The organism is Amycolatopsis jejuensis, assembly GCF_000717335.1.
Taxonomy (GTDB): Bacteria; Actinomycetota; Actinomycetes; order Mycobacteriales; family Pseudonocardiaceae; genus Amycolatopsis; species Amycolatopsis jejuensis.
In genome coordinates, this window is sequence record NZ_JNYZ01000005.1 from 201,304 (window position 1) to 213,546 (window position 12,243).

The 12,243-nt window shown below is 69.6% G+C and carries 12 protein-coding genes; 5 read left to right on the forward strand and 7 right to left on the reverse strand.

The window, feature by feature from the left end; genetic code table 11:
- Positions 1–26: 26 nt before the first annotated feature.
- Entirely contained in the window at positions 27–2,654 is a 2,628-nt protein-coding gene (locus tag OO71_RS07475) for an AAA family ATPase (protein WP_033288904.1), read from the forward strand.
- A gap of 2 nt (positions 2,655–2,656) precedes the next feature.
- Here the strand turns inward: OO71_RS07475 and fgd are convergent, their stop codons facing one another.
- From fgd to OO71_RS07495, 4 genes are read right to left on the reverse strand one after another with little or no spacing between them, the layout of a single operon-like run.
- Positions 2,657–3,652, reverse strand: a complete 996-nt coding sequence (fgd, locus tag OO71_RS07480) for a glucose-6-phosphate dehydrogenase (coenzyme-F420) (protein WP_033288905.1) — start codon at positions 3,650–3,652, stop codon at positions 2,657–2,659.
- Positions 3,649–4,131 carry a (2Fe-2S)-binding protein gene (locus tag OO71_RS07485; protein ID WP_033288906.1) on the reverse strand — a complete coding sequence of 161 codons (483 nt, stop codon included), beginning with the start codon at positions 4,129–4,131 and terminating at the stop codon, positions 3,649–3,651. The genes fgd and OO71_RS07485 overlap by 4 nt, the downstream gene beginning before the upstream one ends.
- A complete protein-coding gene (locus tag OO71_RS07490) occupies positions 4,128–4,997 on the reverse strand; it encodes an FAD binding domain-containing protein (RefSeq protein ID WP_033288907.1) in 870 nt (289 codons plus the stop codon). The genes OO71_RS07485 and OO71_RS07490 overlap by 4 nt, the downstream gene beginning before the upstream one ends.
- The gene (locus tag OO71_RS07495; protein WP_245633595.1) at positions 4,994–7,363 is read right to left on the reverse strand and encodes a xanthine dehydrogenase family protein molybdopterin-binding subunit; all 2,370 of its coding nucleotides are present in this window, start codon (positions 7,361–7,363) and stop codon (positions 4,994–4,996) included. The genes OO71_RS07490 and OO71_RS07495 overlap by 4 nt, the downstream gene beginning before the upstream one ends.
- Positions 7,364–7,581: 218 nt before the next feature.
- Between OO71_RS07495 and OO71_RS07500 the strand changes: the two genes are divergently transcribed.
- The 4 genes from OO71_RS07500 to OO71_RS07515 all read left to right on the forward strand — a co-directional run bounded on the left by OO71_RS07500 (position 7,582) and on the right by OO71_RS07515 (position 9,713).
- Positions 7,582–8,184 (forward strand): SRPBCC family protein, encoded by a 603-nt coding sequence (locus OO71_RS07500; RefSeq protein ID WP_033288908.1) that lies wholly within the window; start codon positions 7,582–7,584, stop codon positions 8,182–8,184.
- Between the two features lie 71 nt (positions 8,185–8,255).
- Positions 8,256–8,627, forward strand: a complete 372-nt coding sequence (locus OO71_RS07505) for a hypothetical protein (protein WP_156096216.1) — start codon at positions 8,256–8,258, stop codon at positions 8,625–8,627.
- Positions 8,628–8,641: 14 nt separating this feature from the next.
- Positions 8,642–8,887 carry a hypothetical protein gene (locus OO71_RS07510; protein ID WP_033288910.1) on the forward strand — a complete coding sequence of 82 codons (246 nt, stop codon included), beginning with the start codon at positions 8,642–8,644 and terminating at the stop codon, positions 8,885–8,887.
- A 67-nt stretch (positions 8,888–8,954) separates the two neighbouring features.
- Positions 8,955–9,713 carry a phosphotransferase gene (locus OO71_RS07515; protein WP_033288911.1) on the forward strand — a complete coding sequence of 253 codons (759 nt, stop codon included), beginning with the start codon at positions 8,955–8,957 and terminating at the stop codon, positions 9,711–9,713.
- Here OO71_RS07515 and OO71_RS07520 read toward each other — a convergent pair.
- The 3 genes from OO71_RS07520 to OO71_RS07530 are packed head-to-tail and all read right to left on the reverse strand — an operon-like array spanning position 9,710 to position 12,154.
- Entirely contained in the window at positions 9,710–10,624 is a 915-nt protein-coding gene (locus tag OO71_RS07520; protein ID WP_033288912.1) for an aminoglycoside phosphotransferase/kinase family protein, read from the reverse strand. The two genes, OO71_RS07515 and OO71_RS07520, sit on opposite strands and share 4 nt — an antisense overlap.
- A gap of 49 nt (positions 10,625–10,673) precedes the next feature.
- Positions 10,674–11,123 (reverse strand): hypothetical protein, encoded by a 450-nt coding sequence (locus OO71_RS07525; RefSeq protein WP_033288913.1) that lies wholly within the window; start codon positions 11,121–11,123, stop codon positions 10,674–10,676.
- Positions 11,120–12,154, reverse strand: a complete 1,035-nt coding sequence (locus tag OO71_RS07530) for a DNA polymerase III subunit beta family protein (protein ID WP_033288914.1) — start codon at positions 12,152–12,154, stop codon at positions 11,120–11,122. The genes OO71_RS07525 and OO71_RS07530 overlap by 4 nt, the downstream gene beginning before the upstream one ends.
- Positions 12,155–12,243 lie beyond the last annotated feature (89 nt).

Sequence of the window (12,243 nt, forward strand, 5' to 3'; positions counted from 1 at the left end):
AGCCGAGCGCAGGATAGGCTCGGCCCATGCCCGCTCCGCTGGTCGGCCGAGACGACGAGGTCGGGCGGCTTCGTGCGCTCACCGAGGCGGCGGCCCGGGGCGAGGGCGGGGTGCTCGTCCTGCGCGGGGAGCCCGGGATCGGCAAGAGTGCGCTGCTGGACGAGACCGGGCGCTTGGTGGACGGCGGGTTCCGCACCATCCGCGCGTCCGGCTCGGAGTTCGAGGGTGAGCTGGCCTTCGCCGCGCTGCACCAGCTGTGCGTGCCGGTGCTGGGGCTGCTGGACGAGCTCGCCCCGCCGTACCGGGACGCGCTCCACGTCGCATTCGGCCTGGCCAGCGGCACGCCCGACCCGTTTCGCGTCGGTCTCGCCACGCTCGAACTGCTGGCCGCGGCCGCGCGGGAGAGTCCGGTGCTGTGCCTGGTCGACGACGCGCACTGGCTGGACAAGGCGTCGGTGCAGGCGTTGACCTTCCTCGCCCGCCGCATTGCCGCCGAGCCCATCGCGATGGTCTTCGCGACGCGCGACTCGGCGCTGGACGAGCTACCCGGGTTCACCGTCGCGGGCTTGAGCGAACCCGACGCGCGAGCGTTGCTGACCGAGCAGAAGGCCGACGAACGCGTGCGCGAGCGCATTCTCGCCGAGGCACGCGGGAACCCGCTCGCGCTGATCGAGTTCCCCAAGGCCGGCGGCTTCGCGCTGCCGGAGCCGGTCCCGGTCGCGACCCGCATCGAGCGCAGCTTCCAGGCGCGGCTGGCCGAACTGGCGGACCCGGCGCGAAAACTGCTGGTCCTCGCGAGCGCGGACCCGACCGGCGATCCTGCGCTCTTGTGGGCGGCTGCGTGGGAACTGGACATCGACGTCCCATCGGCGAGCGCTGCCGCCGAGGCGTCCGGGCTGGTGGAATTCGGGACCCGGGTGCGGTTCTGGCATCCGGTCGCGCGGGCGGCTGTGTACCGCGGGGCCGAACCTGGCGAACGGCAGGCCGCGCACCGGGCGCTCGCCGCGGTCACCGACCCGGTCGGCGCGCCGGACCGGCGGGCATGGCACAGCGCGCAAGCGGCCAGCGGGCCGGACGAACAGATCGCGGCCGACCTGGTGTCCTCGGCGTCGCGGGCACAGGCGCGTGGGGGAGTGAGCGCCGCTGCCGCGTTCCTCCGGCGCGCCGCCGAGCTGTCGCCCGCGCCTCGGGAACGCATCTCGCGCACCCTCGCCGCCGCCCAGACGACCCTGGACGCCGGTGACGCCGATGCGGCGGCCCATCTGCTGTCCACAATCGACAGTTCGGCGCTGGACGTCGCGCAGCTCGCGTCCGTCGACCTGCTGCGCGGCCAGATCGCGTTCGTCGCGGGGGCGGGCCGCGGGCCGGAGTTCATCCTGCAGGCCGCGCGGCGCTTGGCTGCCACCGATCCGCAGCGGTCGCGGGAGTGTTTCGTGGCCGCGCTGGAGATGGGATTGGTCGTCGGCCGGGCGACCGGTGTCCTGGACCGAGTACTCGACGCCGCCCGGTCGGCTCCTGCGGCGGACCGCCCGGATCTCCTGGATGCGTTGGTACTGCTGAAGAACAAGGGTCATCGCGAGGCGGTACCGGCGCTCCGGCAGGTACTCACCGAGGATTCCGTTGCGCAGATCCCCGGTCTGGCGGCCGTGCTCGCGGGCGAACTGTGGGACCTCGACCTGCACACCTCGATCACCGCCTGGCTCCAGAAAACCGGACGGGACAACGGATCCCCGATCACCATCCGATTAGGACTGTCCCAATCGGCCATCGGTGCCACCCTCACCGGCGATCTCGGCCGTGCGATGGCGGCGATCGCCGAGGAGGAAGCAATCGCCGACGCGGTCGGTGATGTGCCGCAGATGTATTCGCGGGTCCAGCTGGCCGCATTACGAGGCCGCCGTGCGGAAACCTTGTCACTGCTCGCCGAAGCCGAACGCCGGGGTACCGGCCAGCTGATCACGAACGTCCATTGGGCTCGTGCAGTGCTGAGCAACGGCCTCGCCGAATACGAGGACGCGCTGGCCGCGGCCACCAAGGCAACCGAATCCGGCGACCTGTTCCTTTCCGGCGTTGCGCTTCCGGAATTGGTGGAAGCCGCCGTCCGATGTGGACGACCGGATACGGCCGCGGCCGCCCTGGAGTCCCTTGTGGACCGCACGGAACCCGCCGGAACCCCGTGGGCGCGCGGCGTCGCCGCCGGTGCTCGCGCATTGGTGACCGGCGCGGAGGACGACTACCGCGAGTCGGTGGAAGTACTGGCCGACAGCCCGCTGGCCCCGAACCGCGCGAGAGCCCACCTACGCTACGGCGAATGGCTACGGCGGGAAGGCCGCCGCCGCGACGCCCGCGAGCAACTCCGGACCGCGCACACCCTCTTGTCGGACCTGGGTCTGGAAGCCTTCGCCCGCCGCGCAGCGGGCGAGCTCCGCGCAACCGGAGAAGCCACCCGCAACCGCGCGGACCACGCCTACGACCACCTGACGATGCAGGAAATGCACATCGCGAGAGAAGTCGCGGGCGGCGCGACGTCGAAGGAAGTGGCGGCCAGGTTGTTCCTGAGCCCCCGCACGGTGGACGCCCATTTGCGGAACATCTACCGCAAACTGGGCATCAACTCCCGGCGGCAGCTGAAGGATCTGCCCGGACTGGTGTGAAGTCACATCGCCCGCAGCCGAGGCAGGACGTCTTTACCGAATTGTTCCAAAAACCGGCGCTGGTCGTGGCCCGGGCCGTGGATCACGAAGTGTCGCAGACCGGCGTCCAGGTACGGCTTGATTTCCGCCACTACCTCGTCCGGTTCGCAGCTCACGATCCAGCGGCGGGTGACCTGGTCCAGCGGCAGTTCGTCGGCCAGCCGTTCCATTTCCTCCGCGCTGCCGACGCTGTGTTTCTGTTCCGCCGACAACGAAAGCGGCGCCCAGAACCGGGTGTTTTCGCGCGCCCGCTCGGGGTCGCGGTCGTACGAGACCTTGATTTCGATCATCCGGTCCAAAGCGTCGACATTGCGCGCGGAGGCACCGGCGGCCAAGGCGGGCATGAGCTTTTCGGTGTACAGCTCCATTCCCTTACCTGAAGTGCAGATGATGCCATCCCCGGCGCGGCCCGCGTATTTCGCGACTACCGGGCCACCTGCGGCGACATACACCGGCACCGGGCGTTCCGGGCGGTCGTAAATCGTCGCGCCGACCGTCGTGTAGTGCTCGCCCTTGAAGTCGACGCTGCGCTCGGTCCACAGTAGACGCATCAGGTCGATCGATTCGCGCAGGCGGGCGAAGCGTTCGCGGAACTCGGGCCATTCGCGGCCGGACACGGCGATCTCGTTGAGTGCTTCACCGGTGCCGACGCCGAGGACCACCCGGTTGTCCGACAGCAGTGCCATGGTGGCGAAAGCCTGCGCGATGACCGCTGGGTTGTAGCGGAACGTCGGGGTGAGCACGCTCGTGCCGATGGTGACCCGGTTCGTGCGCTCGGCGACCGCGGCCATCCAAGCAAGCGAGAACGGCGCGTGCCCGCCGGTGTGCCGCCACGGCAGGAAGTGGTCGGACACCCACACGCTGTCCAGGCCGATTTCTTCGGCCAGCACCGAGGTTTCCACCAGCTCGCGTGGTCCGAACTGCTCCGCCGAAGCCTTGTACCCGATCCGGAGCGTCACTGGCGAACCTCCCGTCCGGCGAGCACTGCCGCCGCTTCTTTCACTGCGTCCACAATGAACTGATACCCCGTGCACCGGCAGAGGTTGCCGGACAACGCATTCCGGATCTCCGAGTCGGTCGGATCCGGGTTCGTGGCGAGAAGCTCCCGCACGGTCAGCAGGATGCCGGGCGTGCAGAAGCCGCATTGCAGGCCGTGGTTGCGCCAGAAGGCTTCCTGCAGCGGGTGCAAAGTGGACCCGTCGGCGAGACTCTCGACGGTCTCGACCTCCGCGCCGTCGGCCTGCACTGCGAGAGTGCAGCACGACCGCGCCGTCCGTCCATCCAGGACAATCGTGCAAGCACCGCATACCCCGTGTTCGCAACCGACGTGCACGCCGGTCGCGCCACAGTCCTTACGCAGGAAGTCAGACAGCGTACGGCGCGGTTCGACCCGGGCACTGACCTGGCGGCCGTCGACGGAGACAGTGATGTCGTTCATGCGGCGGTCCTTCGCGGTCGGGTTGTCTCGAGGCATCGGCGGGTCAGTACGGCTGCGAGGTGCCGCCGGTAGTCGGCGGGCGCGTGGATGTCGCCGACGGGTGCGGTGTCTTCGGCGAGTGCGGCAGCGGCGGCTTGGATGGTCGACGGCGTCAGAGAAGCCCCGGTGAGGATGTTTTCCGCGCGCTCAGCACGAATTGGTACCTGGCCGAGCCCGGCGGCCGAAATGCGGGCCTCGGCTACCACGTCGTCCGAGAACCGAATCGCGGTGAAAATCGCGGCCATGGCGAAATCGCCGTGCCGACGGGCGAATTCCTCCACCGCGACGACAGTTCCCGGTGCCTGCCGTGGAATCCGGATCGCGACCAGCAGCTCATCCGCTTCCAGCGCCGGGGTGAGAAATCCGAGAAAGAAGTCCGCCGCGGCAATCGATCGACGACCACGTGGACCGGCGGCAATCAGCTCGGCGTCGAGTGCCCGCAGCACGGAAGGCAATTCCGCCGCCGGGTCGGCATGTGCCGCGCTACCTCCGATCGTCCCGCGATTTCGGACGGTCACGTGCCCCACATAAGGCAAGGCCGCAGTAAGCAACGGCACCTCGGCGGCCAGCAGCGGCGACGTTTCCGCGTCGCGAGTACGCGTCATGGCACCAATCTCGACGGCCGCGTCATCAGAGCGGATGTACGCGAGGTCGCCGATCCCGCCGAGGTCGACGAGCACGGTCGGCTGAGCGAGCCGCATGGCCAGCAGTGGGACGAGACTTTGCCCACCGGCCAGTACTTTTGCGTCACCATCGGCGTCGGCGAGCACCTGGATCGCGTGCGCGACGTCGGTGGCCCGGACGTAGTCGAACGGAGCGGATTTCATGCGCGGTTCTCCTCGGCGTCCGTGATGAGCGCGTGCAGCCGGGGTGGCGTGACCGGCAGCGAAGTGATGTGAATACCGAGTTCCGACAGCGCATTGTCGATTCCCGCCGCAATGGCCGACGGCCCGCTGATCGTGCCCGCCTCGCCCATTCCCTTGAACCCGCCGGGAATGATCGGTGATTCGGTGGTCATGTGCAGCGTCCCGAACGGCGGAATCTCGGCCGCGGTGGGAATCAGGTAGTCCATGAACGTGGTGGTGAGTGGCTGGCCGTCCGGACCGTAGACGATTTCCTCGTACAACGCCCCGCCGATCGCCTGCGCTGCGCCGCCGTGCAATTGGCCGTCGACGATCATCGGGTTGATGACCGTGCCACAGTCGTGCGCGAGCAGGTAATCGAGCAGCGTCACTTTCCCGGTTTCCCGGTCGACTTCCAGCAACACGGCAGTGGCGCCATAGGAAAACGCGTGCGACGGCGGATCGAAGACCTCGTGTTCCTGCAGTCCCGGCGATTCCCCGTCCGGAAGCCGGTTGACCTGGCGGTAGCACGCGTCGGCGACCTCGCGGACCGTCACCGAAGGCCCATCCGGATTCCCGGTGACGAAAATGCGTCCGTCGGCGATTTCCAGGTCGGCCGGGGACGCCTCCAGCATTTCCCCGGCAATGCGCAAGATCTTGTCCCGCAACCGGGTACACGCCCCCATCACGGTCGCGCCGCCGACCGCCCCGCCGCGGCTGCCACCGGTGCCGTACCCGGTGAAGGGCACGGTTTCGGTGTCGCCAGTGATCACGGTGACCGAGTCCAGCGGCACGCCCAGCGTGTCGGCCGCGACCTGGGCCAGCGCGGTTTCGATGCCCTGTCCCATCACCGACATTCCACTGCGGACAGTCACGCCGCCGGTCGGGTCGATCCGCACGATCTCCTCGTCGAAGCCGGAGTGCCGGATGCCGATCAGGCCCATCACGCGCGAGTTCCCGGTGGCGCTCAGTTCGACGTGGAACGAATATCCGATGCCAAGGCAACGTTCGGGCGACTCCGCCCGCAGCCGGTTCCAGCCACGCTCCTCGACCGCCTGCTCCGTCCTTTCCAGACACTCGGCGTACCGTCCGCTGTCGAGGACGAAAGCCGTGCTCTGGTAAGGAAACTGGTCCGGTTTGATCAGATTCCGCCGCCGTACCTCGTTGGGCGGCAACCCGAGCTTCACCGCGAGCTTGTCGACGATCCGCTCGTGCGCGAAATTCCCCTTCGGCTGGCCCCAGCCGCGGTAGGAACCGTAGGGAGACCGGTTGGTGACCACACCGACCACAGTGGACTCGACGGCGGCAACGTCGTACGGCCCGGACAACGACGCGGCCGATGCCCAGGCCGGTCCCATTCCCGGCGTCGCGAGCTGACCACCGAGGACACCGGTGAACGTGCCGCGGATGCCGAGGATCGTGCCGTCCGCCTTGGCCGCGGCCTCCACCTCGATCCGCTGCTCCCGCGCATGCGCATTGGCGACGAAGCTCTCCAGGCGGTCCTCGATGATCTTCACCGGCCGCCCGGTCTGCCGCGAGAGCAAGGAAGCGACGACCTCCTCGGCGTACAGGTCGAACTTGTTCCCGAACCCGCCGCCGACCTCGGGAGTGCGCACCCGGATGCGTTCGGTGGGCAGCCCGAAGATCTCGCCGAGCAGGTCGCGCGCGAGGTTCGGCGCCTGCGTCGACAGCCAAAGGTCCAGCTGGCCGGTGAACGTGTCCCAGGTCGCGACGACCCCGCGCGTCTCCATCGGCGCGCCGGTCTGCCGCCCCCAGTACAGCGTGTCCCGCACGACCACGTCCGCCTCGGCGAATGCCGCCGCGATATCGCCCTTCGGGAACGTCATCCGGCCGCTGACGTTGTCCGGCCATTCCTCGTAAAGCCGCGGCGCATCCTCGGCGAGCGCTTCGTCCAATGTGGTCACCGCGGGCAGCACGTCGTACTCGACGTCGATCAGGCCCAGCGCGTCTTCGGCGACATAGCGGTCGACGGCCGCGACCGCCGCGACGGCTTCCCCGACATACCGGACCTTGTCCGTGGCCAGCGCGTAACGCTCGGTCATCCGCTGGCCGGGGATCACGTGGTGCAGCACCGGCTGCGGGTTCGCGCACAGCTTCTGCAAGTCGGCGCCGGTGAGGACCGCGTGCACGCCGGGCAGCGCCAGCGCGGCGGAGGCGTCGACCGACCCGACACGCGCGTGGGCATGCGGGCTGCGCAGGACCGCGCCTTCGAGCATCCCGGGCAGCACCACGTCGTCGACGTACCGGGCGCGCCCGGTGAGCAGCCGGGGATCCTCGGTCCGGCGCACCCGGGCGCCGATCAGCCGGGGCGGGAGAGGGTGGATGGTCACGAGTGCGCTCCGTCCGGGCCGGGAGGATGGTTCTCCGCAGCGTCGCTCACGCAGGCGCCGCTGTCCATTGGCCGCCGCGGCCGAAAATGCGGGCCCCGCTTCGGCCGCGGTGGCCATAGCGAGAAGTCACCGGCGCTTTTTTGTGCACCGCGCCCGATTCCCCCGTCGGCGCGCGGTGCCTAGGCTCGGAATCCGGGTGCCGACGCGGAAGGTAACGCATGATCCTGGAAAACGAGTTCACCATCGACGCCCCGCTCGAGAAGGCGTGGCAGGCCCTGAACAACCCGGAGCTGGTGGCCCCGTGCTTCCCCGGCGCGAACCTGAGCGATTACGCCGGCGACACGTTCACCGGCATGGTGAAGGTCAAACTCGGCCCGATTTCCCTGACGTACCAAGGGGAAGGCACGTACGTCGAGCGGGACGACGCCGCGCACACGATCGTGATCGCGGCCAAGGGCCGGGACGCGCGGGGCAACGGGACGGCGTCGGCGCGGGTGACCGGCGAGATCGTCGAGCTCGAACCGGGGAAATGCCGGGTCGGGATGCGCACGGACCTGTCGATCACCGGCCGTCCGGCGCAGTTCGGCCGCGGGGTGATCACCGATGTCGCGGATTCGATGGTCACGACGTTCGCCGGGCGGCTGGCCGAAACCCTCAGCGCGCGTGCGCCGGAAGCCCCGGTCGCCGAGATCCCCCAGGTCATCGAGGACAACGCGATCAGTGCCCTCGACCTGGTCCCGGCGCGGGTGAAGCGGGCTGCCCCGGTGGTCGGCGCGGTACTGGTCGTGACCCTGCTGTGGCGGCTGCTGCGCCGCAGGTAACCGGTCCTCCGGGAGGGCTCCCGCGGCCCGGCCGCTATCGTCCCTGGCCAAGCAGCGGAAGGGGGCCCGTGGTGACGGGATGGCGGATCAAGACGGCGCGAGGGGTGATGGCCGCGCAGGCGCTGGCTTCGCTCGGGATCTGGATCGTGCAGATACTCACGGTGAGCACGCGACTGGACCACAACCAGGACGTCGCGGGTTCGGTGTGGCTCGTGCTCGTGGTCAACCCGCTGGTCGTGATCCTCACCGCGGTCGCCGCGGCGTTACTGACGCGCCGGTCGTGGGCCCGCGGGCTCGGCGTGTTCGTCGAGGTCGTCGGGGTGCTGGGGGCGCTGGTCAGCGTGCTGACCGGGTACTACCAGGCACTGGTCGCGATCGCCCTCGCGCTCTTCGTGCTGTTTCTGCTGGCCACCAGCGGGCCACGACCCGACCACGCGGCATGAGGAGGCACGTTCCGGTGAAGGCGTTGTTCCGTTCGGCGGCGGTGGCCGCGGTGGTCGTGGTGGTCGTGGTGGCGGCAGCCGGATGTGCCGGTCCGCCGCCGATGGAGTGCGGCGAGCATTTTTGCAGCGGCCCGGCGTACTGGCCGAGTACCGGTACGCAGATCGAGAACGGGTTCATGGCAGTGCTGAGCGCAATCGGCATCGTGCCGATCGTCCCGCGCAGCGCCAACGGCCCGGCCCGCCGCACGATCGGGCAGTGACGATCGGGCTGAGCACCGGGAAAAACCCGGCGACATCGGCCGATCATCCCGGGAATACTGGCCGACCGTGGATGAGGTCGAAGTCGTCGTCGCCCATACCGAGCGCGCGACCCTGCGCGTCGGCGACGTGTTCCTGAAAGTGGACGCCGACCAGGCGCGCCTCGACGTCGAGGTCGACGCGATGGCTGTGGTGGATTTGGTGCCGGTCCCGACCCCGGAGGTGCGGTGGCGCAAGCCGTCCGTGCTCGCGCTCGCCGCCCTCCCGGGGGTGGCGCTCGGCCACCTCGGCGAACCGTCGACGGCGTCCCCGGCGGCATGGGCCGCGGCCGGTGCCGTCATCCGCAAGCTGCACGAGGCGCCGTTACCGCCCTGGACCGGCCGGCGCCGCCGGGATCCTGACGAGCTGGCGGTGGAACTCGACCGCGAATGCGAACTGCTCGTGAAGGACGGCATCCTGCCCGTCGACCTGGTCACCCACAACCGCCGGATCGCCGAGATCGCGCTCCGCCCGTGGACCCCGGCGTTCACCCACGGCGACCTGCAGATCGACCACGTCTTCGTCGACGGAGACGAGGTCACCGGCATCATCGACTGGTCAGAGGCCGGTCCGGGGGATGCCCTCTACGACCTCGCCACGGTCACGCTCGGGCAGGAGAAGCACCTCGCCGCCATCCTCGCCGGTTACGGCACCGACGTCGACCTCGACGTGGTCCGCGCGTGGTGGTCGCTGCGGAGCCTGCTGGGGGTCCGCTGGCTGGCCGAGCACGGCTTCGACCCGTTCACCCCGGGCTGTGAGGTCGACGTGCTGAAGGCCCGGATGCCTTAAGCCCCGGCGCGGCGAAGGCGTTCGGTGGCCTGCTCCCGAAGCGCGGCACCGCACACCGGCGGGTCCCCGTGCAGTGCTTCCCACCGGGCATGGTGCGCGGCGGGCCACAAACTCGCCGCCCACGCGACTTCCGTTTCCGCACGCGTGAACCGGCGGCCGCGAATGTCCTGATAGGACTCCAGGAATGCGTGGGAGCTGTCGATCGGTGCCAGCGTGGGCGGCCCGGCACCGGCGAACGTCCCGCTCGCCGCTCCGGCCAGCGCGGCTTCCGGTTGCCAGGCAAGGCTGTCCCAGTCGTGCACTGTCCACACTGTACTGCCCAGCCACCGGAGGTTCTGCGCCTCGAAATCCGCATGCCCGAGTACGCACGGCAACGCGGCGGCCCGGATGCGCCGCCGCGCCCGTCCGGCCGTGCCGACGACGAATCCGGGTACGACACTCTGGTCCCGCTCGTCGAGGAAGTCGATCGCGGGCCACAGACCGGGATCGCCGTGGTCCCACCGCGCCCAGCGAGGACTGGGTACCGGCGGCTCGACCGTCACCCGGTCCAGTGCGGTCATCACCATCGCGAACACTTCCGCGTACCGCACCGCGATGTCCGGCGAGTCGCCGCGCAGCACCTCGCCACCGGGCCGGAATTCCTCGGCATGCACCGCCAGCGAACCGACCGTGATCGCCGGCGTGAGCGGCCGGGCGCACGGGAAGCCGCTGTCGGCCAGCTGCGCCTGCGCCGCCACACACGCCGCCGCGCGTCCGTGGTCGGTCCGCGCCTTCACCACGACCTCGCGTCCGCCGGTGAGCCGGAATCCGTAGACCGCGGAGATCTGGTGCTGCTGGAAAAGCACGTCGGCGGGTTTGCCGCCGAGGTGCTGCAGGCACCAATCGGGCAGCCATTCCCCAGGGTCGGTCATCGGCGGCTCCCGTGTCGGCATCGACCGTACCGCCGGTTTCGCGAAATGCCTAACCGGTGACCCGGCGTTCGGTGGACCGTTGTTCGATTGCTTCGCCGACTTCGGCAATGGCGCGCCGGACCAGCGTGCCGTAAGCGTCGTCGGCGAGGGTGTCCTGGCAACGGCGGGCCGCGTGGATGTGTTCCGCTGCCGGGACGAAAGAACCGAGCCGGCGAAAGTTGTCGGCGAGATTGAGATGCAGCGACGGGAAGAATCCGGCGACCGGCATTCCGGCCTGTTCGTCGGTGACACTCGCCGCGGCGTCGAGGGCCCGGACGTCCCAGACGAGTGCCTCGGCCGGATCGTCGAAGAGATCTGCTTGGTAATGCGCGAGAACGCAGCGGTGGAACGGATTCCCGGCCGGGCCGAGCTCGTCCCACAGTTCCTGCAGCCGGATTCGCGCGGTTTCCTGGTCGCCGCCGCGGCCCAGCGTGACGGCGGCGTTGATTTCGTCCATCATCCGGCGGATTCCTCCTTGAGTGGCATGGCAAGCGTGGTCAGGTCGCCGTGGTCGGCGGAGCGGACGACCATCGGCAGGTCCGGCCCGGCGACGTCGAGCATCACGTCCGGCCCGACTGCCGTGCTGACGGCCGGATGCAGCGTCGTCATGGCGAATTCGAGCGAAACTTCCGGACCGGTGACGACGGCGTCGAGCGGAATCGCGGCCACGGACATCGAGGTGCTCGAAAAATCGAGCCGGACCCGCGGAGGGTAGTGGTTTTCCAAAGCCGCGACGAACGCATTCCGCGAAACCACCGCCCGGGTGACGACTTCCGGCAGCGAACCCATCATCAACCGGTAATCCGGAAATGGCTCGGCGAGTACGCGGCACGTGCGGACGGTGGAATCTCTGACGAAAAACACCCCGCCGGAATTGCGGCTGAGCGTGAGTTCGTGCTGCCGCCGGGTCCACGACATCGCGAGCCGGAGTTCGTCGGCGTCAATGGTCGCCGACCATTCCGCGTCGCTCGCCTCGGCCGGGACCAGCGTGCGGGTCGCCAGCCGGTACCGGTCGGTCGCGGTGAGCACGATCCCGTCCGCGGACACTTCGAGGTGTACCCCGTTGAGCACCGGCAGCTCCGGGGACGTGGCGGTGAGAACCTGCTCGACGGCGGCGCTGAACACCGCCCCGCCGACCCGGATCGACGGCGCTTGCGCAGCCGGGCCGAGCGCCGCCTTGACCTCCGCGGCCGTTTCCCGCGCCTGCCGCGCATGCCGGCTCAACCCGGCGACCTGGTCGTCGATGATCCGCGCGGCCTCGGCCGGATCGGCGGCGAGCACGTCGGCGATCCGGTCCAGCGGCAGGCCGATCTCGCGCAGCCGCCGGATCTGTACCGCCTGCGCGACCTGGCCGGAGGAGTAGTAGCGGTAGCCGGACCGGTCGTCGACCCGGAGTGGCGGCACCAGCCCGGAATCCGCGTAGAACCGCAGTGCGCTGGCGGTGAGCCCGCAGGCGCGGGCGAAAGCCCCGATGGGGAGTAGGTCGGACACCCGCTCATCATCGGGCTTCAAGCAACTCGAAGGTCAACCCCGGGAGCCCTCCCGCGGGTGATGCCCGATCCTGGGACCGGCCGAGAGGA

What these genes read in the sequence shown, in the direction of transcription:
- OO71_RS07500 (WP_033288908.1), top strand. Translation starts at nt 7,582, where the DNA reads ATGATCCTGGAAAACGAGTTCACCATCGACGCCCCGCTCGAGAAGGCG.
- OO71_RS07520 (WP_033288912.1), bottom strand. Translation starts at nt 10,624, where the DNA reads ATGACCGACCCTGGGGAATGGCTGCCCGATTGGTGCCTGCAGCACCTC.
- OO71_RS07490 (WP_033288907.1), bottom strand. Translation starts at nt 4,997, where the DNA reads ATGAAATCCGCTCCGTTCGACTACGTCCGGGCCACCGACGTCGCGCAC.
- OO71_RS07485 (WP_033288906.1), bottom strand. Translation starts at nt 4,131, where the DNA reads ATGAACGACATCACTGTCTCCGTCGACGGCCGCCAGGTCAGTGCCCGG.
- OO71_RS07475 (WP_033288904.1), top strand. Translation starts at nt 27, where the DNA reads ATGCCCGCTCCGCTGGTCGGCCGAGACGACGAGGTCGGGCGGCTTCGT.
- OO71_RS07525 (WP_033288913.1), bottom strand. Translation starts at nt 11,123, where the DNA reads ATGATGGACGAAATCAACGCCGCCGTCACGCTGGGCCGCGGCGGCGAC.